This window comes from Thermodesulfobacteriota bacterium (assembly GCA_040754335.1).
GTDB lineage: Bacteria > Desulfobacterota_D > UBA1144 > Nemesobacterales > UBA2774 > 2-12-FULL-53-21.
Map to the genome: position 1 here is coordinate 350,319 of JBFMCV010000002.1, position 23,552 is coordinate 373,870.

Genomic DNA, 23,552 nt, shown 5'->3' on the forward strand with positions numbered 1-23,552 from the left:
TGCCGCAATTATTGCCTTTGTACGCCTGTTGCTAGATACTATTGTCTGCCCTCGGACATGAGCGGCGGGGTTCGATAAACATGGCTGACTACGTACCGATCCTGACTTTTCACGCAATTGAGGACAGCCGGTCTGTCATCTCTTTCAGGCCTGAGCTGTTCGGACGCTTCATGGGAAAACTCCACCGGAACGGATACGGAACCCTCAGGCTGAGCGACGCCGCAGGGCTCGTGCGCGAAGGGAAACCCCTGCCTGAAAAATCGTTCGTGATAACTTTCGACGACGGGTACAGGAGCGTGTACGACGAAGCTTTTCCGGTCCTGAACAAGTACTCTATGACCGCGACCGTATTCCTAACGACGGGCGGATCGGCGAGGGCGGGCGCAGACGAGCGCTTGAGGCCGCTCAACGGGCGGGAGATGCTCAGCTGGGGGGAGATACGGGAGATGAAAGACGCCGGGATCGATTTCGGCGCCCATACGATCTCGCACCCTGACCTTACCAAGATTGAGACATCTGAAATCGAGAACGAAATGACGGGGTCGAAAAAAATAATCGAGAATAAGCTGGGCGCATCCGTATCGTCTTTCGCCTATCCCTACGGGAAATATGACGCGAGGAGCCTCGAGATAGCCCGGGGAAATTTCGAGTGCGCCTGCTCGGACGAGCTCGGCCTGATGACGATGGAAAGCGGTCTCTATGCTCTCGAGCGCGTGGACTCTTATTATCTCAGGCGGGAGACGCTCTTCGGACTGATGATGACAAAATCATTCCCGCTCTATGTATTTCTCCGCAATATACCGAGAGCGATGAATCGAAGTCTGCGCAGGAGATGAAGGCATGACGGAGCGGCTGAAATTCTGCATGATAACGACGTTCTACCCTCCCCGGAGCTTCGGGGGCGACGGGGAATACGTCTGGCAGCTTTCGAACGAGCTCGCGCGCAGAGGACATCACGTGACGGTGATCCACTGCGTCGATTCATACGAAGCTCTCTCCGGAGGCATTAGCGATTCCACGTACGAGAGCCATCCGAACGTCGAGGTCCACGGGCTCAGGAGCGGATACGGCTTCCTGTCCCCGCTCGCGACGCAGCAGACCGGATACCCGCTCTTTAAATCGGGACGGATACGGGATATCCTCTCGGGCGGGTTCGACATCATCCACTTCCACAACATCTCGCTCGTCGGAGGGCCGAAAATCCTTGAATACGGGAGCGGGATCAAGCTCTACACGACGCACGAGTACTGGCTCCTCTGCCCGACCCATGTGCTCATGAAGTTCAACCGGGCGCCGTGCACGGAGCCCAGCTGCCTCGCTTGCCAGCTTGTGCACGGGCGACCGCCGCAGCTATGGCGTTACACGAATCTCATGAAAAATTCTCTTGTCCATCTGGACGCGATAATAAGCCCGAGCAGGTTCACGAAGAAGCTTCACGAGGATTCGGGCCTGAACACGCCAATATTTCATATTCCCCACTTCGCCCCGCTCTCCGCAGATGCTTCCGGACAAGACCCGAACGGGATCGGAGCCTCTAGCGGGAAGCCCTACTTTCTCTACGTCGGCAGGATCGAGAAGCTGAAGGGCATTCAAACGCTGATACCGGCCTTCAGGGGATACGGGAAAGCCGACCTTCTTATCGCGGGCAAGGGAGATTATGAAGCCCGTGTACGGAAGCTCGCCGAAGGAGCCGATAATATACGCTTCCTCGGCCATTTGTCCCGCGACCGTCTCGGGAAGCTCTACAGGGATGCAACAGCCCTGATCGTGCCGTCGATCGCGTACGAGATTTCGACCCTCGTGGTGTTCGAGGCTTTCAGGGAGAAGACGCCCGTTATCGTAAACGACATCGGAGGGCTGCCCGAGCTCGTGGAGGAGAGCGGAGGGGGTTTCGTGTACGGCTCCGAGGGCGGGCTTCTTCGCGCGATGGACAGGATTTTGGAAGAGCCCGGGTTGAGAGACGAGCTCGGCAGGAAGGGGCATGAAAAGTATCTCGAGAAATGGAACGCGGATGCCCATCTGAAATCGTATCTGGAGCTGATTACTAAATTGAGGCAGGGGGCGAAATACTCGGGCGCTTGATTTCGTTCGTATGGACCCGAGGCAACGGGTCGGGCTCCTCCGGCTCCCCGCCGGTTTCCTCACGGTTTTGCATTCGGACAGGGTTCGGATGTACAATTATCTGTCTCGCCGATTACCACGCACAGGCCGACAATCAGTGACTATTCGAGCTTAGAGCAGAGAGGGCTTCCCGTGACGACCCATACGAGTGCAGCCGCGATTGATGATAGACGCATCACCGTTCCGGCCTGGTTCAATATCACCTGCGCGCTTTTCGTCTTTTGTCTCCTTCTATCACCCGTTACAGGCGCCGCTTCCCAGGAGCATAAGGAGTACAACACCCCGCCCGATAAGGACGGGCCGACTAAGGTAGACATCGGGCTCTATCTTCTCGATTTTATATACCTCGATCAGCCGAAACAGACGCTCCGCGCCAGATACGCACTGTCACTCCACTGGAAAGACCCGAGGACGGCGTTCGGGAGTACGGATAACAAACCGGACATCGTTATAGGTGGTGAGGTCGACGAGCGCATAAAATACATGTGGTGGCCCGACCCGCAGATCACCAATCAGCTTGGCGCCGTGACGGAAATAAGCAAGAGGCTCCTCGTACGTCCCGACGGCGATGTGATCTATTCCTCGATATTTGTGGTGGATACGGCGACGACTCTCGAGTTCCGAAAATTCCCGTTCGACAGACAGATAGTCAGGGTCGAGTTCGAATCGTTTTCGTTCTCCAAGGACGAGCTCGATTACAAAGTCTGGAGCGAGAGGACGGGCGTCAACCCGAATTTTCAGAACGACGAGTGGATTCTCCATGAAATGTCGTCTACCGCGGGTATCAGGAGGCTGTGGGAATCCGAATCCGACAGCTATTCGTACGTAAGCTTTCACGTGCCGGTACATAGAAGGACAGCATATTACGTGTGGAGAATAATTCTTCCGTTTTGTTTTTTTATATTGCTGTCTACGTGCGTGTTCTGGATGAAGAGGGAGTCGCTCGACAGGCGCGTCAGCATAGTCGTCTCTTTCGCTCTGACCGCCGTAGCTTTCAATTTCGTTGTTTCGGGTTTTTTCCCCAACGTGTCTTATCTAACGATTCTGGATGCGATAATATTGACCGGTTATTTGATGTGCGGGCTTACGATCATTTCGGTTATAAGTTTCGATTTGTTCAGGCACCACGGAAAAATAAAAGTGTGGAACTACGGAAACACCGCGGCCAAGTTCCTGTTCCCGGTCCTGTATATATTGATCTGGTATTCGATATACGAGATATTCATGCGGAGCAGCGACAGGATCGTCTACCTGCTGCAGCACTCCTAGCAGCCGGGGGGGAAGCGGGGTGAATGTCCGGGAAGCCCCCGCGGAGCCATGATGACTGACCGATGAGCGAGCCGTGAATTGACATAATAATACAAATTATGCCATTATACAGGTGAGTTATATATGTATATAAAACTATAAAAGCATATCCGAGACAGTCGCAGAATGGGCACGGAAAAGCCGCTTGTATCCGTTATTGTACCTTTTCTGAATGCCGAGAGGTTTATACGGGAGACAATAGAGTCCGTATTTTCTCAAGCTTTCAAAGAATGGGAGCTATTGCTCGTTGACGACGGCTCAAGTGACAGCAGTACTGAAATCGCTCTCAAATACGAAAAAGATAATCCTGGCAAGGTTCGTTATCTCGAACATGACAAGCATTTGAATCTCGGCCTCCCTTCGTCGCGTAATTTAGGTCTCAGAAACAGCAAGGGAAAATATATAGCGCTGCTCGATGCCGACGATGTGTGGTTTCCCGATAAACTGGAGGAACAGGTAAACATACTGGAATCGGAACCAGAAGCGGCGATGGTATACGGCGTTTCCGAATACTGGTACAGCTGGCTGGGGGACACGCACGGTCAGCGAAGCGACTACAGGACCGAGCCCGGCGTTAAGCCGAATGGCATGGTAAACCCGCCTGTATTATTGACGCTGGCATTGAAGTCTGAAGCGCCGACGCCATGTCCGTCCGATATACTGGTGCGCCGCAACATCCTGGAGGACGTAGGGGGTTTTGAGGAAAAGTTTTCCGGCATATACCAGTTATACGAAGATCAGGCGTTCTTGTCCAAAATTTACGTCCGGTATCCCGTGTATGTATCGGACCGCTGCTGGGACCGTTACCGCCAACACCCCGGTTCACTCGTTTCCGAAATAACGAAGTCCGGCAAAAAATACCGTGCGGGGTTGTTTTTTCTGGGATGGCTCGAACAATACCTGCTGGACCGCGGCATCGACGACGAAGGCCTCCGGGAAGCGCTGCGCAATAAGAAACTTAGATACGGAAATGCGGAATGGAGCATGAAACATCCGTTCCTGTCGAAGCTCAAGAGGGTCGGGGGAATCGTTCCGGAAGCATTGAACAAACTGGTCAGGAACACGCCCGGCTATTCGTTCCTTAAGCCCGTGAGACGCTTCGTCGTTACGAGACTGAAAAATAAGGAATACAATCCTCCCCCAGGATGGGTCCGCTTCGGCGACATGAGAAGGCTGAAACCATTCAGCGAGCGCTGGGGGAGGGACAGGGGCCTCCCGATCGACAGGCATTATATCGAAGGCTTCATAGGCTCGAATTCCGGTCTGATCAAGGGCCGCGTCCTTGAGTTCGGGGACGACAGGTATACGCAGAAGTTTCACAGCCCGGCCATATCGGCGAGAGACGTCATAAATTTGAACAAAGAAGCAAACCCCGCAACGTCGATTGCAGCCGATATCGTGAATGCTCCCCAGATTCCTTCCGATACGTATGATTGCATAATATGCACGCAGACCCTCCAGTTCATATATGACCATAAAAAAGCCGTCGAGGCTCTTTACAGAATACTGGCGCCCGGCGGTTTTCTCCTGGCTACTTTTCCCGGTATCAGTCCGACCAGCGGTACTACGTGGAGCAGATACTGGTGCTGGAACTTCACCGTGCTCTCGGCCGAGAATATGTTCAGGGAGTTTTTCCCGCCGGAGAACGTGGAAGTGAGGGCTTACGGCAACCTGATCTCTGCCGCCGGGTTCCTGTACGGGCTTTCAGCGGAAGAATTGACGGAAGAAGAGCTCGGCTATCACGACCCGAGATACGAAATCGTCGTCACTGTGAAAGCGGTCAAGCCATGAGCAGAGATTACAAAGTCAGCGTGGTAATAGCCACGTACAACCGCTCGGTGTCGGTGGAGAGGGTGCTCGACTCTTTATCGGATCAGACGTTTCCAGCCGAAGATTTTGAAGTTGTCGTATCGATAGACGGCTCTCGTGACGGAACCAGGGAAATGGTGGATAAGTACGAATCGGATTACGACCTTCGAGCGGTCTGGCACGCCAATTCGGGAAGAGCCTCCGCCTGCAACAGGGGTATACGAGATTCGCGCGGCGAAATAGTAATAATCCTGGACGACGATATGGAACCCTCGCGCGATTTGATCAGGGCTCATTACGCCGCCCATCAGCGCGGGGCCAAGCTCGGAGTGATCGGGGCCGTTCCGATTGCTGTAGACTCGGCTTCGACCCCGGTGATCAGATACGTCGGGGAGAAATTCAATTCTCATCTCAGGAAGCTCTCCATCCCCGGTTACAGGATAAGGATCAGGGATTTTTACAGCGGCAATTTTTCCATACGCAGGGAGGACATGCTAGAGCACGGCATGTATAACGAAGAGTTCACGATATACGGCAATGAAGACGTCGAGCTCGCGTACCGGCTGCTAAAAGCAGGGATCGTTTTAGTTTACGATCCCGACGCGCTCTGCGTTCAGAACTACGAAAAAGGTTTCAAGGGCCTTGCTTATGATACGATCTCCAAAGGCAAGACGGCAGTACTGGTGGCCGGGCTTTACCCGGACGCATTCAAAGAGCTCAAGCTTACCGAGTATAACCTGACGGGATGGAAGTGGAGGGCGCTCCGCATGTTCCTGATCCGGTCGAGCATGCTGGTCCCTGCGACGACCGACGCCGTGATAATGATGATCGGACTATCCGAGAGGTTCGGCAGGAGAGTTCAGGAAAGACTCTACTCCCTCGGCCTCGACTACCTGTTTTGGCTCGGCGTATGGTCGGCGATCAGGAAGGACAAGAGCGGGGGCGGTCTTGATTGCAGGATCAAGTCATGGGGGAGATCCTGAATACGCCCGTCGCGGGAACGTATCGCGCGGAATGTCCGGGAGCCGGGTTCGGGGCGGGGGCGCGATTGCCGGCTTTAAAGAAATATGACGTATATTTCGTTACTACGGCTGGACAAATATGACGGAGGAGGCGCCGGATATCGATTTCAACGGGTGAGCCTGAGGAGACGGCGGAGATAGAGAAATGGACATGATCATCGGATGTATCGCCGATTATAGCGTCGACAATATCAAGAACTGGGTCGGCTCTATAAACGTTTCCGGCTTCACCGGAGAGAAAAGGGCCCTCTGCTACAACCTTTCCGAAGAAGTGATGAAGTATCTCCGTGACAACGGATTCCATTGCCACGAATGCCAGCTCAAAGAGAGCCACATTTTTGTCCGGAGGTTCTACGATCAGTGGAATATACTCAAGCGCCTCGACGCTTCCGACTATAGATTCATAATAGCGACTGACACGCGCGACGTGATCTTCCAGTCGAACCCGTCCGAGTGGCTCGAACGGAATCTGGGTGACAAGAGGATAATGGCCAGCTCCGAATGCATAAGGTTCGCCGACGAAGACTGGGGCAACAAGACTCTAAAGTCGTGCTACGGCCACCTGTACGACGACTTCTCCCGTAATATAGTTTATAATGCGGGCACGATCGCGGGGGAGTTCAAGGCGATGAGGGATTTCTTTCTGAACGTCTACCAATTCGGCCTCTCGGCGGAAGCGGCGGAATCCGACCAGCCGGCTTTAAACATACTGATAAATCTGGAGCATATTAAGCCGCTCGTTAAGTTCGCAAAGCAGGAAGACGGCTGGTGCACGCAGCTGGGCGCAGTCATGGACCCGAACACGATCGAGAGGTACAGGCCGAAATTGCTGGAGCCTTCTCCGAGAATAGACGATCGCGGGATAGTCTTCAATCTCAACGATATTCCGTTCGTTATCGTCCACCAGTACGACAGGATATCCGGGTTGTCTGACCTGATCGATAAACGATACGGAGGCGTGACGAGGAATCCGGTCGCCAAATCTGTGCGTTCCGGGGACGTTCAGGTGACGGGTGCCGGGAACCCGGTATACAGGTTGGCGAAAAATTTATGCGGCCCGTTCTACAGATACGCCGAAAAGAAGAACTGGGAATCCGTATTAAAAGCCGGGAAGAGGATCAAGAGATTCTTGAGGGGGCGACAATGAATTGATTCCCGATGCTCCGATTCAAACCGGAAAAGTACAAGAATACATGGAGCGACATTACTCGAAGAATTTCTCATGAGGCCATGAACGTGTCCGGTATCAGGGGGTTATAATGCCTAAAGTCACCGTGCTCATGACGGTTTATAACGGAGAGAAGTTCCTGAAAGAAGCGATCGACGCCGTCCTGAGCCAGACCTTCCGGGATTTTGAATTCTTGATAATTAACGACGGTTCGACGGACGGTTCCCGCGAGATAATAGAGTCTTACAAAGACCCCCGAATCAATCTGGTCGACAACGAGCGTAATATCGGGCTTACCGCGAGCCTAAACCGGGGCCTCAGGCTGGCAGGCGGCGAATACATAGCAAGGCAGGACGCGGACGACGTCTCCCTGCCGGAGCGGCTGGAAAAACAAATATCGATCCTGGAAAGGGACCGGGAAACAACGCTCATCGGAAGCTGGTATCTTGAAATCGACGAGAGCGGGAATCCGTTACGGGAATATAAGCTTCCGTGCGAACCCCTTCAGATACGCTGGGATTCCATATTCTACTGTTCATTCAGCACGGTCGTATTCCGCAGGGAGCGCGTTTTAAATAACGTCGGCTTCTACGACGAGTCGTTCAGGTATGCCCAGGACTGGGAGCTCTATTCGAAGATCGCAAGGACTCACACGGTCGTGAACGTCGGAGAGTGTCTCGTTAAGTACAGGCTGCATTCCCGTTCGATGACGGATACCTACGGCTCCGTCGTTCAAAGCGAGATCGATAAAATAAGAGCAATGAACGTCGGCTATTACACCGGATCGGACACGTCGGGAAAAATTGAAGACTATTACCGGAAGGCGGGCAATATGCATTCCATGCTCTTCATGGACGGGAAGAATTTGCGGTATGAAGACCTGGATGCTACCGCCGGAGAGATAGTCAGGCTGCATTCCGCGTTTTCGGCAAAGCACGGGCTGGGCAAAAAACAGTCAGGCGCGCACCTCGCGAAGATTTACCTGAAAATCGCAGGCGTCTATGCCTCGAGGCACGACATTTCGGGAACTGCTCGTTATATCGCGCGTGCCTGTGGTACCGACCGGACTATATTATTCAGTAATATAACTTTATCGATTATCTCAAAGTGCCTTGCCTCGAGATTCAAGTACCACGCCGGCTTTGTTTGGACGAAAGTGCCGGTAACTATCCGCAGCCGCATCAGAAAACGCCGGTTATGAAATGTCGGCGGGTTCTTCCGGCGAATGAGCGGCAGGTCGCTTTGCTTATCGAAATAATCAACAAATCGTGAAATCGGTATGTATAATTATTATAATGATAATTGTATATGAATGTGTCGTATGTCATTATATGTAATAAATGCATAAAATATGTCATATATTCTTAACAATGCAATTAGCCTGCCGTTGTTTGTTCCCATGCTCCGTATGAGGAATCGCCGGCTTAATTCCCGCCGTATAACTGAGTAGAGGAGCTCGCCGCATAACGGCCGCAGAGAACATGCCATTATTTTATCCCGCCCGGCAACGAAGCGCAGAGAGCGCCGATCTCGGAATTTCAAGAGCCGATTGGCGTTTTTTACTGCCGAATCCTTTTCCCGGGAATACCATATGCCTGGTCGACGGAACTCTGGCAAGAACGGTTCAGCTGTTCAGCGAAACCACGCTATATCCGGGAAACGACGCCGGTCACAGCGATTATGACCTGGCGGTTTTGAAAAATCCCGATGACGCTGAGCTCGGATACGCCATCTCGATTCTGAAGCCCGGAGCTTGCTGCTACGTCGAATGGGACGTAGGCGTCTTTTTCTCCCCGAGCGCCATAACAAAGAAATTGGAAACCGCAGGATTCGAAAGCGTAGAGCATTACATGCCGAAGCCCAACCCCGATATAACGCCGCCCGGCATATGGATCCCTCTCGAATCATACGGAGCCGTTAATTTCTTGTTAAACAGCAACTACAAAGCCCAACCCGCATCGCGGCGCACCGGGAAGATGTTTCTCAACGCATTGTGGTCGCTGAGCCCCGCTGTATTCATAAAGTTCCCGTGGCTCATAAGCTCCGGACGCAGAAGGCTGACTGTTTGTTCGATTGCGAGTAAACCCGGCAAGAAAGACGGAGGAGATGTAAAGAATATATTTAAAAGCAGGCTCGCGGAAGTCATGCGGCTTTTGCCTGACGATAGCCGCGGCGATCGCTCCGCGGAGCTCAGTACAATGATTATAAGCGGCGGTATGCACAGACTGAACAAAGTCGTTCTGGTCGTTTTCAGCGGAGACTCGCCGAAGCCTTCGTTTATCGTAAAAATTCCCAGGACCGGGGATTCCGAATCCGCGCTCGTAGGCGAAGCAGGAACGCTCAGGGCCTTGACGGACGAGCACAAATTTACGAATGGAATACCGCGCGTCTTGTACAGCGATCATCGATTAGGATTTTTTTCCGTCGGCGAAACCTATATAGACGGCAGGTTCCTCGGGGAGGTCCGCGACGTAAACAAACTGCCGGGTTATGCTAAAAAGCTGACCGATTGGCTTATTGATTTGGCTAAAAAAACCGCTGCGCGTATGCCGGTGGATTGGAGAAACGCCCATATAAGCCCGTTAGCCGAAGTGCTTGACAGAGCCATGCCTGATCCTACGGATAGGAATATAGTCGATAAGGCCGTCGATACGATCAAGAGCCTCGAGATACCGGCGTTCGTCTGCGAACACAGGGATTTCGCCCCGTGGAACATTCTACTCACGGCGGATGGACAATTCGGCGTACTCGACTGGGAATCATCCAGGATGGACGGAATTCCGGGTTTGGACCTGATTTATTTTCTAACCTATCTCTGTATTTACATCGAAGAAGCGTGGACGACGGAGAAGGCCCTTGAATGTTACAAGAAAATGCTGGACAGCGATACGTATCTGGGAAGAATGTGCCGAGACAGCTTTAACTCGTATGCAAACGAGGTCGGATTATCCCCGCAATCGTATAAGCCTCTGCGCATTATGACATGGGCCACGCACCTTGCCTCGGTATCCAGCCGTCTCGAGGACGAAAATCTGTATTACGGCGAAGCAAGCCATGAAGCACGGAGCTTGTTTTTAAGACTGATCGAGTATGAAATGTCGGGCTCTTAATGTTGTCCTTTATGTATCGTTTCCTTTAAATTTTTCACCCTCTCACGGCAATACAGATAAATCCCCCGTACCGATAAACCCTCTGGACTAGCGGGGATTAATTTGTTTTAATGTAATCTGTTGGGGGCGCATTGTTCGCCTATCGCAGAGAGAGGGGGATATCAGAATGAGACGAGTGTTAATCGTGCCGATGATTATCATGCTCTGGGCCGCAGCTGCTCCGGCCCAGACGCCTGACGAGGCAAAGGCCGTAAAGGACATAAACCTGAGGTTCCAGGTGCTCCTCTACAGGCTCTACGAGCTTTCGAACATGAACCTGCCCAAGGGTACGAACGCCGCTAACGGCATGTGGAGGGACAAGGTCGCGGCCGACCCCAAGCTCGAGAACCTCTACAAATTCCCGATACAGGGGCTCACCGGGGACGCGGCCAAGCTCGCCGAGGTCTTCGGCGTGTTCTACGCAGGCACGTACAAGGCGTTCACCGATAACCCGAACATGGACGCCGCCTGGGCGGGCAAGGGCTCGATATACAGGATGGCGCTCGGGGAGGCGGGGGAGAAGGTCTACGGGATCAGCTTCAATATCCTGCAGTCAGGGGGAGGGGACGAGACCGAGAACAAGAAGTTCGCGACGGAAGCGAGGAACTCCGCGAGGGCTCTGATAAGGTCGATAGACAAGCTCGGGCCCCTCAAGAGCGGCGCGTTCGCGAACAAGCGGATCGCGGTGGGGGCGTATAACGCCGCCAACCAGGCGTTGCAGAAGCTCGACCAGCTTTTCGCGGGTGACTACAGCGGGCCCGGAGGGCCTGGCGCCAGGGTGATGAGGCAGGTGTTCGCCGAGATAACGACGATACCGACCGCGCTCGAAGGGCCGTGGCTCTCGCCCTCGTGGCAGCTCCAGTTCCAGTACGTGTGCCTCACGGGCTCGATAGTGATGGAGAAGGTCTCTCCGCCCGGGAAGAATTGAGAACTTCCGTCCGACCAGAAAAGGTATAGTTATTGTATCAGGTAATTTAGGTGACGAAGTCCCAAAAGGTACTTTAAGTGCTATTAAAAGACAGGCGGGATTGAAATAAAATGGAGAAAACATATTTAGTGCTATTTGAAAAATCCAATACCGGATACGCGGCCCATGTGCCCGACCTTCCGACGATCCTGGTCACTGGAAAGACTTTGGAAGAGACTATGCAGCGTGCTATGGAAGCAATAGGAATATATAAAGAGGAAATGCAAGCCCTTGGGATTTCGCTTCCTGAACCTGCTGTAATCGCGGATTACCTTACCTACAGGGAAGCATCGTAATCCCCCATCAGCTGCAGCGCTACTTTTTTTCGGCCGGGGCCGAGGCGGACAGGCACGAGAAATATTCCTTCAATACCTGGTTCCTCTGCTGGGCGGGCACGCTGTCGGATTCCGTGACAAGCGCCGACGCCTTGAGTTTGAATTCGTCGTTTATCACGCCGCCGTAGTCTTTGAGCGCCTCCGTGAGCTGTTTTGCGAGCTCGGGGTCGAGCCCCTGGCTTTGAGCGCAGCCTGCGGACGCGCTCTCGGCGTCCGGGACTTTCGCGAATTTGACCTCGTCTCCTTTAAAGAGACAGCCTGTCGCTAAGGACTGGCATGTCAAGACGAGCAAAAAAAGCATGGCGGGTCTTTTCAGGTCTTTGATTTTCATAGTCCAATTCTACAGAAATCCCGGAAGTTGTAAAGGTCATATTATCTTGAGGCCGCATCAATCATTGGAGCTATTCATATCTGAACCAACTAGGCTTTGTGAGTTAACCGGGCACCGTCGGTTTTGATCGGAACGGCGGTGCTAGGTGCCGACTGTCGATTAAGGTACTACAATACTGCACGTGGCCGGGGCTGTCTGCCCGTCCCTGTTCGTAGTAGCAACAATCGATCCGTTTTCATCAAGGTGAATGTTTGTCAAAGTGCCTGGTCTAACTGCGACGAAGCTGTTGGCAATGAATTGTATTCTTTCGCAAGAGAGTGTGGCGCAATCTGCGAATTCACAATTTCTGTCCGATGCGGCAGTATGGCCCAGTTCACTACCGCAGCTTATAGGAGTACAGGAATCGAGCATGAATTGAGCGAGGCACTCTATGTTCGGAAGCTCCTCGGGATCGAACGGGACACATGGTCCGCCTCCGTTATCGCTATCCTCGGCACAGAGCGGTTTAGCGAATGTCCAGCAAAAACCGCAAGAGACCTCCTCCGTCTCCTGTCCCGTTATTTCCACGCTGAATGCAATGTCGTCAGGGTCCGTGATAATGATATTATCGAGTGTTCCCGCCGGTGAGAGGTCGTCCGTTGTCAGAAGCTCCAGGCTCTCACACCTCTCGTCCTCGAACGGTTCTATAAAGTAAGTTTGATCGAAAATGTTTATCACGCTGCCAATACCGCCGCCTGGCAGAACATCCGCATTTATGCTCATTGCGAATTCGCCGCTCCTCCCGTCGCTAGTACACTGCTCACAACCAATCCCGCCCTGCCCGGTAAACCTCAACATGGTAGACCCGCATGGAAAACCACCCGTCGTGCCGACGCATTCATCATTACCGCTGTCGCAGGAGCATAAGATGACTGTAGTAAGTATGAAAAGAAAGCGGCCGAGCAGACGAATGTTTATATATTTCCCAGCGTGTAGTTTGTCCATTTACGCATTATACATTTTATTAATTACAAAGTAAAGCTGTTAAGCGTATGATAGCAGTTTAGCGTTCGGTTGTGGGAGGTATGCCTGTGCCTATTGCGCTACAGAGCTTTCGAGGCAAGATATGTACTGCTGGAATATCGGGTCGTCCTGGGACGGCTGAGTGTTCTCGGACTCCGCTATGTCCCTTGCCGCTTTCTCTTTGAACTCTTGGGTGATCTGCCCGTTCGATTGCCTGAACGCGGCGGCGAGCGACATCTCGGCAGCCGCTGTCAGCCCCATGCTCCTCGAGCAATTCGCCGACACCTCTCCAGGGTCGTACACCCTGCCGGTCTCGGCAGACGGTTGAGCGCACGCGGCCGCCAAAACAACCAGTGAGATCATGACTGCGGTATTCGACCATGAGATTCTTTTTCCTATAACGGTCCCTCCTGTGGAAATAATACAGCGGGGACGGGGCTTGTAAATACGGGGCCTAAAGCGTGAAGGGTGCCGGGCGCAGGCTGTCGCTCCGATTCGCATTTTTTGCGGTCAGCCGGGGTCCCGGAGATTCGGCTGACGGGTCATTCCGTCCTTTCCAGCATATCCTCCGCCATACTCTTGCCGAGGTCATGACAAACGTCTGCGCCGTTCTCGTAACCCTTCTTGAAAAGCTCCATCCTTTTTTTGCCCGAGAGGTAATATTCGTCAGGCCTTTCGCCCTGAACGGCGAGCAGCGTAAGCCCCCCTTCGACGAGCGCGTCGGTTTTCGCCTTTTCTTTCGCGGGAGAATCGTCACCCGCCGTCTTGTCTTTCACGATAGCGGCCACCGCCGCGCCGGCGAAGCAGTCGGCTCTCTTCTCCGTCCCCCTTATGAGCCTCAACACCGACACGTCCGTGACCACGATCGATCCGTCGTCGAATACGGAAGGCATCGGCCCCCACTTGAGCATATAGTCAGCCGCATGTCCCATCTCGTGTCCTATGGCAGTCAGAGGGGCGTACATCCCGTCCGTCCCCGTTTGTCCGCCGACTGTCTTCAAGAGCGAGGCGATGAAAATCACATCGTAATAGATCGCGTTATCGGGGACGCAGTAGAGTGCGTTCTCAAGCACGAGCTCGCCGCAGCCGCTTGGCGGGTTGATGCCCTGGTAGCCGTAGAGCCTGACCGCGGGCATCGGGAACTCGAGCCCGACTTCGGCGGCGTACCGGTCATATACTTTTTTTATCTCCGGCAGGTTCTCGTTTATTATTTTCTCGACCCTGAGTACGTCTTCCCGCGTAACGTTCTTTTCGTACATCCTGATGAGGTCGTCTAGGGTCTCGGGAGTGAGCTTGTCGATGTCCTGCTGCGCGCGGGCGGGATTCATTTCCTCCATAGCCAGGAATAGCGAGACCGCGGACGCCGTCAATAGAAGAATTTTTATTCCGGTTTTTAAAGACAAGCCCGTCAACCCCTTTCTCGAATTCCGTATGGACGCCACAGGACGATTTTATATTAATCCCGGATGTAAAATCAATAACCCTGTGCCGATATATAAAAGTACCTCCAATAATACGAGCGCGGGCGAGGAAAGATTTTGCGGAGGAGAAGGCGCGGCATATTTTTTACGGGGTGATGATCGAGGTGCAGTCGAGGGCGAACTCTTCACCGTCGATTATAATTCTGCCGTCAGGCAGTCCCTGAAAAACACTGCCTTCGACGTCCTCTCCGACGGGAGTGCCGCTCACGCTCTCTATGATGATCGTCGCGGAATCTGCGCCGATCACCGATATGTCCTGGCACTCGAGCGTGAAGCAGTCGGTGTCCGTGCAATGGTCGCCGAAGACGATTATGATACTGTCGATCACCATCGGCGGCTCTACGCCGTCGTCTATAACGTCACACGAGTACGGGAGGCAGACAGACCCAGCCAGGCTCGTCGCGGGACAGCTGAGGTCGACGTCGAAAGTGCCTTCGCATTCGGGAGGAAACCCCGTCGGCGCGGGTTCGCCGTGCCCGCCGTTATTGCACCCTCCCACTGCCATTAGGGCTATTACTGCTACCGAGGAAATAATGACTATCATCTCCGCGGCGCGGTTTATCAGTGCGTCCCCTCTGTTTTTCATGACCGTCCCCCTATTGACGGCTTGCTTTGGAAATGCAGCCGTTAAGTAATCGAATAATTAATTATAACTCGACCGTAAAGCCGAATTCAAGCGGTCGTTGATATTTCAAAAATTCGCTATTTCCCGCAATTTTGATAGCGTGGTGACAATAATTGTCATTTCCGCCGTTGGAAGGCGGTGAATTTCGCCAAATTATCCATCAATACCGAGAGGTTGCATATCATACCTGGTGGCATAGGAATTGCCTCATTCCAGCAGGGAGGGCATAGGCGGTATGCCTGCCGCCCGGGCACTGTAATGAGTTTACAAATTCGGGCTACAATCCGGGATGAAGCGCAGTTTCCGAAAGGGCTTTTCATCACAGTCCTTTCGCTGAGCGTCCTTCCTTTTGTGCTGTCCCTCCTCGGGGCGGATTTCAGGATGAGGTACCTGGAAGTGACGGAGGCGTTCAGGATCACGGTCACGGCCACGATACTCGTCTCCATATTCACTGGCACGCTCTGCCTCGCGCATTATTCACTCGAAAGGAGCCGGATTACTTTCATCCTCGGCGTGTCGCTCCTGGGCACGGCAGTAATCAGCGGGTTCCAGCTCTTCTCGTCGTTCATGTTCGGGGAGGGCGTTTACAGGGAATTCTTCATCAACGTATCCTCGGGCGCAGTCGACCTCTTCCCGGGGGTCCTGATACTTGCAGGCGCATTGATTCTCCTCAGAAAAAAATCTGACGAGGACTTCGAGAAGAGGACTGGACGCTACCTCATAGCGAGCTCGGTCCTAATGGGCATATCGCTCGGAGTGATTTACGTGCTCGCGGAATCGGGCCCCAAGACGGGCGCTCCGAACGCGCGCGCGCTTCCGGCCCTTATATGGAGCCTCACGCCCATGGCGTCCGTGATCGCGGCCGCTCTCGCTACGGAATACTATACGAGCGCCAGAAGGACGCTCCTCTCCTACGTGCTCGAAATAACGCTTATACCGCTCCTCGCTTCCGAGATATTCGTGACGCTCGTCTCGTCGCTCTTCCCGGGCGAGCATTTCCTCTACGCCGATTTCCTGAAGACGCTCGCCTGCTTCATCCCGTTCATCGGGCTTACGCTCGAGTACTCGAGGAACTACAAAGAAAAAAAATACGCGCTTAAGGCGGCGGGGGATAATGAATCCAGGCTCGCGGGCCTCGCGGCCGAGAACCGCGCGGCTGTCGGGAGGCTCGAGGAGAAGCTCAAGGAGCTTAAGGCGTCCGAGGAGTTCCACGGCGCGCTTGCGGCGGGCCTGCCCTGCGGGGCCTACGTAGCCACGGACGGACGGTTCGTATACGTCAACGGCGCTTTCGAGAGCCTGACGGGCTATTCGGCAAAGGAGCTCATAGGGTCGAAAACGGACGCGCTCGTGTCGCCCGAGGACAGGGAGATGCGCGACGGGTTCAGACAGGGGATACTCGACGGAACAGGAGCCGATACCTGCCATTACAGGATCATAAACAGGAAGAGGCAGGCGGTGTGGGTTTCGGAGAAGGCGTCCAGAATCGTGTACATGGGCAGTGAGTCCATACTCGGGAGCGTGGCCGACGTCACTTCGGCGAGACACGTGGAGGAGATGCTGAGGACCCTCTCCACGAGCTCCCCGCTCGGCATCTACATAGTCCAGGACGGGGAGATAAAGTACGTGAACAGGCAGTACTGCGAATATACGGGATACGGGGAAGATGACCTCATAGGGACGAGCGCCGAGAGGCTGGTCCTCTACCTCGACCGGGAGACCGTGAGGGAGAAATCGAGGCAGATGCTCGAGCGGAGGAGCGCCGAGCCCTACGAATACAGGATATCGGGCAAGGACGGCGAGATCAGGTGGCTCACCGAGACCGTGACGAGGATAAGGTTCCGCGACAGGAACGCCGTGCTCGGGAGCGTGGCCGACATCACGGAGAGGAGAAGGGTGGAGATGATGCTGAGGACCCTCTCGACGAGCTCTCCTATCGGCATATACATAGCCCAGGACGGTGAATTCAAATTCGTAAACCCGCAGCTCCAGAAATTCACGGGCTACACGGAAGAGGAGATGCTGGGGAGCAAGTCCATCTGGTACGTATACGAGGAAGACAGGCAGTCCGTGAGACAGAACGCGATCAGGATGCTCAAGGGCGAGGTCAACGCGCCCTACGAATACAGGACCGTAAGGAAGGACGGCACCGTGATGTGGTCGATGGAGGTCGTGAGGTCGATCCAGTACATGGGAAAGGAAGCGGTGCTCGGTACGCTCATGGACATCTCGGAAAAGAAGCAGGCCGAAGAGCTGTTCAAGACGCTTTCGACTGGGACCCCGATCGGGGTGTTCATCATACAGGACTCGAGGTTCGAGTTCGTGAACCCGAAGTTCGAGGAGTTCATGGGCTACGGCAAGGACGAGCTCCTGGGCGCGAACCCCTGGAAGCTGGTGCATCCGCTCGACCGCGACGAAGTGAGGGAGAAGTCGAGGCAGATGCAGGACGGGGAGAGGAAGCTGCCCTACGAGTACAGGGTCGTGGACAAGCACGGCGAGACGAAATGGGTGATGGAGACGAGCACTTCGATACAGTACAGGGGCAGGCAGGCGATACTGGGGAGCCTGATGGACATATCCGAAATGAAAAAGGCGGAAGAGGAGTTAAAGCACGCGAAAGAGGCCGCGGAAGCGGCGAGCCAGGCGAAGTCGGAGTTCCTCGCCAACGTGAGCCACGAGATAAGGACGCCGCTTAACGCGATCGTCGGTATGACGGAGCTCATGATGGACACCGCGCTCTCAAACGAGCAGCAGGAGACCCTCAGGGTGATAGAGTCCTCCTCGGAGGCGCTCCTCAGCCTGATAAACGAGATACTCGATTTCTCGAGGATCGAAGTCGGGCAGATGGAGATCGAGGAAGAGCCTTTCAGCCTGAAGGAGCTCGTGGAGGGAGTCGCGGATTCGCTGTCGGTGAGGGCTTTCGAGAAGGGGCTCGAGCTCGTATGCTATATCAACCACAACGTGCCCGACCGCCTGATCGGTGACATGTCCAGGATAAGGCAGGTGCTCGTGAACCTGGTGGTGAACGCGATAAAGTTCACGGATGCGGGCGAGGTGCTGATAAACCTCGAGAACATGCGGCCCGTCGACGGGGACGACGTCGAGCTCCAGTTCAGGGTGACCGACACGGGCATAGGCATCCCGGAAGAGCACAGGGAAAGGATATTCGAGAAATTCTCGCAGGTCGACAGCTCGACGACGAGGACGTTCGGCGGCGCGGGTCTCGGCCTCAGCATATCCAAGTCCCTCGTGGAGCTGATGAACGGAAAGATATGGTACGAGAGCGAGGTCGGGAAAGGCACCACGTTCTACTTCAGCCTCCCTCTCAAGCTCGACTGGGAGAAGGAGGGCAGGGTCGCCAGGGTGCAGCCGAATTTCCGCAGCACGCCCGTACTCATCGTCGACGACAACGGGACCAACAGGCTCGTGCTCAGGAAGATGCTCTCTCTCTGGGGGTTCGAAGTGATGGAATCGAGCGGGGGCAGGGCGGCGCTGTCTCTCCTCCACAATATGGACAAGAAGCCGCCTCTCATAATAGTGGACAAGCAGATGCCCGGCATGGACGGCATAGAGTTCACGGAGCACGTGAGGAACTCTATCGGGAGCGATATAAAAATACTCCTCCTCACCTCGTGGGGAGGGATGAACTTCTCGGATATAAAGGACAGGGGGATCGACGAGACGATAGTAAAGCCTGTCAAGAGCACGAAGCTCTACGAGGCGGTGTCCCGGCTCGTGAAGGAAGACCGGTATTTGAGCGACAGGGAGCGGGACCGTTACGCGGGCTCACCGTTCGAATCGGCCAGGGCGAAGCAGAGGGCCAAGCCGCGTATTCTCGTGGTGGACGACACGCCCGACAACCAGAACCTGGCCAAGAGGATCCTCGAGCTTGGGGGATACGAGGTCGACGTCGCTTCGGGCGGAAGGGAAGGGGCGGAGTCCGCGTGCAGCAACGACTACGACCTGATACTGATGGACATACAGATGCCGGTCATGGACGGGTTCGAGGCTACGAGGATGATCAGGGACTGGGAGAAGGGGAAGCAGATGGAAAGGACGCCGATAGTGGCCGTCACCGCCCACGCACTCATGGGTTACAGGGAAAAGTGTCTCGAGAACGACATGGACGATTATATCACGAAGCCGCTTACCAAGAAGTTCCTCCTCGATATGGTGAAGAAGTGGCTCGACAGGCAGGGGAGCGGCGCCGAGAGCGGCTCTCCCGGAATCGACCTGGGGGCCTGACCCCCTTCGCAACGCGTTCCTTCCACGCAAGGCGGACCGTGCCCTTGGGGCCGCGTTTTTTTCCGTATAGAATATTGCCGGATTTAATTATAACCGCCGGAGTGTATTCGGACTTGAACGCGAGCGCACGGAAACTCGACCCGAGGATACTGAGAGAAATCGAAGCGAGGGGCATCGACCCGGGGACGGTATTGTCTCAGATAGAAACATTCGCGAGGGGCATACCCCCTTCAGATCTCGTCAGGCCGTGCACGCCGGGGGACGGGATAATATCGATAACCGACAGTGCGGAATCTTATGCCCGGCGCTACGAGACCGAATCCTCCCGGAGGAAGATTGTCAAGTTCGTCCCGGCATCAGGGGCCGCGAGCAGGATGTTCAGGGAGCTCCTGGCGGCGGCCCAGGGCGGCGCACTCGAGCGGGGAAGGCTCGAAAGGGCTGCGAGAGATGGGGACAGGGACGCCGAGGCCGTGCTCAGGTTCGTGGACGAGCTCGGGAAGTTCGCCTTCCACGACAGCCTCGAATCGGCGCTCGAAAAAAACGGATACCGGATGAGGGAGCTCCTCGCGGCCGGCGAATACGGCGAGATCATCGGCCACACGCTCGGGGAGAAGGGCCTCAATTACTCGAACCTGCCGAAAGGGCTGATCGAGTTCCACAAATATCCCGTCCGCAACAGGACCGCTTTCGAGGAGCACTTAGCTGAGGCGCTCACTTACGCGAAAGACGGTTCGGGCAGGGCGGGCGTCCATTTCACACTGTCGCCCGAGCACGTCGGGATCGTGAGCGCGCATATAGACGCCGTCAGGGGATTCTACGAGCAGGAAGGGGAGAGGCTCGATATCGGATACTCGGTGCAGAAACCGTCCACGGACACGATTGCCGTCGACATGGAGAACAGGCCGTTCATAGGGGACGACGGGAAGCCAGTGTTCAGGCCCGCGGGGCACGGCGCACTCATAGAGAACTTGGGCGAGCTCGGCTGCGATATAGCATTCATAAAGAACATAGACAACGTGGTGCCCGACAGGCTCAAGGGCGAGACGTACCTATGGAAGAAGGCGCTCGGCGGATACCTGCTCGCGCTTGAAAGCCTCGTCTTCATGGCGCTCGGGAAGCTCGAGGGCGGGGGCTCGCGCGAGGACGCAGCCGGGGAGCTCCGGGAACTCTCCCGCATGGGGCTCGAAATCGTCATCCCCGCAGGGATGGAAAACGCTACGGGCGAGGAGGTGTCCGCTCACCTCGTATCCGCTCTCAGGAGGCCTCTCAGGGTGTGCGGGGTGGTGAGGAACGAGCACGAGCCGGGAGGCGGGCCGTTCTGGGTGAGGGGGAAGGACGGCAGGCTCACGAAGCAGATCGTTGAATCCGCGCAGGCGGACATGAGCTCGCCGGGGCAAAAGGCCGTCTGGGAGTCCTCGACGCACTTCAACCCCGTGGACATCGTCTGCGGTCTCAAGGACAACAGGGGACGGCCCTACGACCTCCACGCCTTCATCGACCGTGACGCGGGGTTCATATCCGTCAAATCGAAGGACGGGAGAGACCTCAAGGCGCTTGAGCTGCCGGGTCTCTGGAACGGTGCGATGGCCTTCTGGAACACCGTTTTCGTCGAAGTCCCGCTAGTGACGTTCAACCCCGTCAAGACCGTATTCGACCTTCTCAAGCCGGAGCACCAGCCGAAGCTGTAATCCCCGCCCAGCGGGCGCGCTGTTTACCCGGAAGCCCCGGAGGGTGTATTATTAGCTGAGATGAGCACCCGGAGGGACATCCGCTTATGCCTGAAAAACGATACACCAAAAAAGAGGTAGTATACGTGGACCCCGATTTCATGGACCTTATACCCTTCTTTCTCGAAAGCAGGCACAAGGACATAGTCAACATCAGGGAGTGCGTGGCGAAGGCGGACCTGAAAGAGGCGCAGAGGCTGGGACACGGCATGAAGGGCGCGGGCGGCGGGTACGGTTTCCAGGAGATTAGCAGGATAGGGAAGAGCATCGAGGATGCCGCGAAGTCAGGCGACACCGGCGAGATAGAGAATGCGCTCGACATGCTGGCCGAATACCTGTCCGTCGTCGAGGTGCTCCCGGGCAAGAGCGAGATGCTCGACTGAGAAATTTCCCCGGGTTGCGCTTAAATCCGCATACAATACCGGTTAAAATACCGGGTCATGGCGGACGCCGGAAAGACCCTGACCGAGTACATACATGTCACGCTGCCCCCGGATTTGAAAGGCGCGGCCGACTCCTTCAAAGGCTCGCTCGGTCTCATAGACGAGATCTACGGGAAGCAGCTCTCGAAGGAGCTCACGCTCTCTCTCGAAAAGAGCCTCTGGCACGAGATTACCGAGAATCTGAAGAAGTGCGCGGCATCCCTCTCGGGCGACGCTCGCAGGAATTACGAGTCGGGCGTGAACGCCCTCGAGAGGGGCATATTCGACCTCTTTCCACTGGATGCCCGGAGCGGGAACGGAAACGAGGGGATCGAGCTCATAATAGGCAAGGTGTTCTCGCCCGAAGGGGACGGGGAAAGCTATTATTCGGGCGCGGCGGGGGCTGAGAACCGCGGATACGACCCGCTCCTGCGCGAGTACGACGATAACATGGGGCTCTTCACGGACGCGCTAATGTTGTCGAGGGGATATAAGGGCAAGGTCTTTCAGGGCGACCTCCCGCAGATAAAGTGCCTTGACGTATTCTCCCTCGCGGGCGGCCTCAACGCCCGGCACAAGCCTATATGCGTTTTCTTCTCCGGGGGGACGAAGGAGAACGTGTCGTCCCTTTCCCGCATGACGGTATTCATAAACCTCTACGCGGCCAGGTTCAAGGCTCTCACCGAGCCGATCGCGCTCCGTTATCTCGCGGGCGCGGAGGCGCTCGCCGAGCTCTCGCTCGAGGAGACGGCGCGGCTCCTGCTGATATGGCTCAGGGGACACGACGCGGGGCATTTCATAGGGGCTGACAGGCTCGGCAGAGTGATGTCCGAGTTTGACAGCAACTACATGGTGCTCCACGAGCTGAAGTCGGACATGATCGCTCTCAGCAATATGAAGCACCTCTCGGGTAGTCTCCTCGGCGGGGGGCTGCTGCATAAGGCTTACCTCCTCGCCGTAGCCGAGATGCTCAGGTACATGAGGAGGGAAGGGTTCGTAAAGCACCCGGACACGGGCTCCGCATACCTGGCATACAGGCACCTGAGCGACATGGGGGCGATAAGGCACGACCCCTGGGGCGGGAAGTTCATCGTGGATATCGAGAGGTTCGAGAGGGTGGTCGACGAGTTCGCGTGGGACCTCGTCAGGCTCTTCGCCGACGGGAACGAAACGAGGGCGAGAGGGTTCGTCAACAGCTGGGGGTGGTTAGGCGTCGAGGACACGGACGGTCTCCCGCGCGGGTGCCCGGAGGCGCTTAAGCGCATGATCGCCGACACTGACATTCCTCACGTAATCGATTACAACTTCGTGACTCGCTTCGGGTGATCGTCTTGATTGTTGCGGGCTCAGCTGCGTTTGCCCATGCCCATAACAATCGTAGAAATTGAGCGGAAGCGGAGATTAGAGACCGTATGTCTTCGGTTACCGTCTTTCGACCCTTCGACTTCGCTCAGGACAGGCTCGCAGATCAATATTGTCCTTGCTCCGTTATTTGGCGAATGCTGAGGAGTAACGGAGCAATTATATATGAGCGCAGATTCTGCGCCTCAGGACGAACGGGATTGTTTGAGCAGAGCCGGTGAATTGGACAGTATGCCCGCGGGTGCTCACCCGCACAGAAACCTGGCTAAATATACGCACTTCGACATGCTTCCGGCTTCGCTTCGGACTCCGCTAATCCCCCTACGGCTCATAGCCATTGGGCGACGCGCCGGAATCAGCACGAACTGGTTTATCACCCCCATCCTACCCTTCCCCCCTCTAGGGGGAAGGAATCATTATAAGGAAGGGCGAACGGGTAGGGGTCACATGTGGGTCAGGCATAGGAGATTCGGAAGAATCG

At 55.2% G+C, this 23,552-nt stretch carries 20 protein-coding genes; 15 read left to right on the forward strand and 5 right to left on the reverse strand.

Features of this window, described 5'->3' with window-relative positions; all coding sequences use genetic code 11:
- The first annotated feature begins 80 nt into the window (after window positions 1-80).
- From AB1598_05020 to AB1598_05070, 11 genes are all read left to right on the forward strand, one after another.
- On the forward strand, window positions 81-836 hold the full coding sequence (locus AB1598_05020; protein MEW6144361.1) for a polysaccharide deacetylase family protein: 756 nt from the start codon (window positions 81-83) through the stop codon (window positions 834-836).
- A gap of 4 nt (window positions 837-840) precedes the next feature.
- Window positions 841-2,082, forward strand: a complete 1,242-nt coding sequence (locus AB1598_05025; protein ID MEW6144362.1) for a glycosyltransferase family 4 protein — start codon at window positions 841-843, stop codon at window positions 2,080-2,082.
- A 171-nt stretch (window positions 2,083-2,253) separates the two neighbouring features.
- The gene (locus tag AB1598_05030; protein ID MEW6144363.1) at window positions 2,254-3,390 is read left to right on the forward strand and encodes a hypothetical protein; all 1,137 of its coding nucleotides are present in this window, start codon (window positions 2,254-2,256) and stop codon (window positions 3,388-3,390) included.
- Between the two features lie 165 nt (window positions 3,391-3,555).
- Window positions 3,556-5,220: a glycosyltransferase gene (locus AB1598_05035; GenBank protein MEW6144364.1), complete on the forward strand. Its 1,665-nt coding sequence runs from the start codon at window positions 3,556-3,558 to the stop codon at window positions 5,218-5,220.
- Window positions 5,217-6,221, forward strand: a complete 1,005-nt coding sequence (locus AB1598_05040; GenBank protein ID MEW6144365.1) for a glycosyltransferase — start codon at window positions 5,217-5,219, stop codon at window positions 6,219-6,221. The genes AB1598_05035 and AB1598_05040 overlap by 4 nt, the downstream gene beginning before the upstream one ends.
- A 184-nt stretch (window positions 6,222-6,405) precedes the next feature.
- Window positions 6,406-7,407 (forward strand): hypothetical protein, encoded by a 1,002-nt coding sequence (locus AB1598_05045; GenBank protein ID MEW6144366.1) that lies wholly within the window; start codon window positions 6,406-6,408, stop codon window positions 7,405-7,407.
- Between the two features lie 112 nt (window positions 7,408-7,519).
- Window positions 7,520-8,629 (forward strand): glycosyltransferase, encoded by a 1,110-nt coding sequence (locus tag AB1598_05050; GenBank protein MEW6144367.1) that lies wholly within the window; start codon window positions 7,520-7,522, stop codon window positions 8,627-8,629.
- 280 nt (window positions 8,630-8,909) lie between these two features.
- Complete coding sequence (locus AB1598_05055; protein ID MEW6144368.1) at window positions 8,910-10,538, forward strand: aminoglycoside phosphotransferase family protein; 1,629 nt, start codon at window positions 8,910-8,912, stop codon at window positions 10,536-10,538.
- 166 nt (window positions 10,539-10,704) lie between these two features.
- A complete protein-coding gene (locus AB1598_05060; GenBank protein ID MEW6144369.1) occupies window positions 10,705-11,505 on the forward strand; it encodes a hypothetical protein in 801 nt (266 codons plus the stop codon).
- Window positions 11,506-11,536: 31 nt separating this feature from the next.
- Window positions 11,537-11,614, forward strand: coding sequence for a hypothetical protein (locus AB1598_05065; protein MEW6144370.1), 78 nt, complete (start codon window positions 11,537-11,539; stop codon window positions 11,612-11,614).
- A gap of 1 nt (window position 11,615) precedes the next feature.
- Window positions 11,616-11,840, forward strand: coding sequence for a type II toxin-antitoxin system HicB family antitoxin (locus AB1598_05070; protein ID MEW6144371.1), 225 nt, complete (start codon window positions 11,616-11,618; stop codon window positions 11,838-11,840).
- A gap of 19 nt (window positions 11,841-11,859) precedes the next feature.
- On the opposite strand, the gene AB1598_05075 is transcribed toward AB1598_05070, so the two are convergent.
- The 5 genes from AB1598_05075 to AB1598_05095 form a co-directional block, all read right to left on the reverse strand.
- Window positions 11,860-12,210 carry a hypothetical protein gene (locus AB1598_05075; GenBank protein MEW6144372.1) on the reverse strand — a complete coding sequence of 117 codons (351 nt, stop codon included), beginning with the start codon at window positions 12,208-12,210 and terminating at the stop codon, window positions 11,860-11,862.
- Window positions 12,211-12,369: 159 nt separating this feature from the next.
- Window positions 12,370-12,972 carry a hypothetical protein gene (locus tag AB1598_05080; GenBank protein ID MEW6144373.1) on the reverse strand — a complete coding sequence of 201 codons (603 nt, stop codon included), beginning with the start codon at window positions 12,970-12,972 and terminating at the stop codon, window positions 12,370-12,372.
- 312 nt (window positions 12,973-13,284) lie between these two features.
- Window positions 13,285-13,575, reverse strand: coding sequence for a hypothetical protein (locus AB1598_05085; GenBank protein MEW6144374.1), 291 nt, complete (start codon window positions 13,573-13,575; stop codon window positions 13,285-13,287).
- Between the two features lie 179 nt (window positions 13,576-13,754).
- The gene (locus AB1598_05090) at window positions 13,755-14,615 is read right to left on the reverse strand and encodes a neutral zinc metallopeptidase (protein ID MEW6144375.1); all 861 of its coding nucleotides are present in this window, start codon (window positions 14,613-14,615) and stop codon (window positions 13,755-13,757) included.
- Between the two features lie 163 nt (window positions 14,616-14,778).
- Window positions 14,779-15,279, reverse strand: coding sequence for a hypothetical protein (locus AB1598_05095; GenBank protein MEW6144376.1), 501 nt, complete (start codon window positions 15,277-15,279; stop codon window positions 14,779-14,781).
- Between the two features lie 297 nt (window positions 15,280-15,576).
- On the opposite strand from AB1598_05095, the gene AB1598_05100 reads away from it, so the two are divergent.
- The 4 genes from AB1598_05100 to AB1598_05115 all read left to right on the forward strand — a co-directional run bounded on the left by AB1598_05100 (window position 15,577) and on the right by AB1598_05115 (window position 23,035).
- On the forward strand, window positions 15,577-19,560 hold the full coding sequence (locus AB1598_05100) for a PAS domain S-box protein (GenBank protein ID MEW6144377.1): 3,984 nt from the start codon (window positions 15,577-15,579) through the stop codon (window positions 19,558-19,560).
- A 74-nt stretch (window positions 19,561-19,634) separates the two neighbouring features.
- Entirely contained in the window at window positions 19,635-21,248 is a 1,614-nt protein-coding gene (locus tag AB1598_05105; GenBank protein ID MEW6144378.1) for a DUF4301 family protein, read from the forward strand.
- A gap of 86 nt (window positions 21,249-21,334) precedes the next feature.
- Window positions 21,335-21,670 (forward strand): Hpt domain-containing protein, encoded by a 336-nt coding sequence (locus AB1598_05110; protein ID MEW6144379.1) that lies wholly within the window; start codon window positions 21,335-21,337, stop codon window positions 21,668-21,670.
- Between the two features lie 57 nt (window positions 21,671-21,727).
- Entirely contained in the window at window positions 21,728-23,035 is a 1,308-nt protein-coding gene (locus tag AB1598_05115; protein MEW6144380.1) for a hypothetical protein, read from the forward strand.
- The last annotated feature ends 517 nt before the right edge of the window (window positions 23,036-23,552 follow it).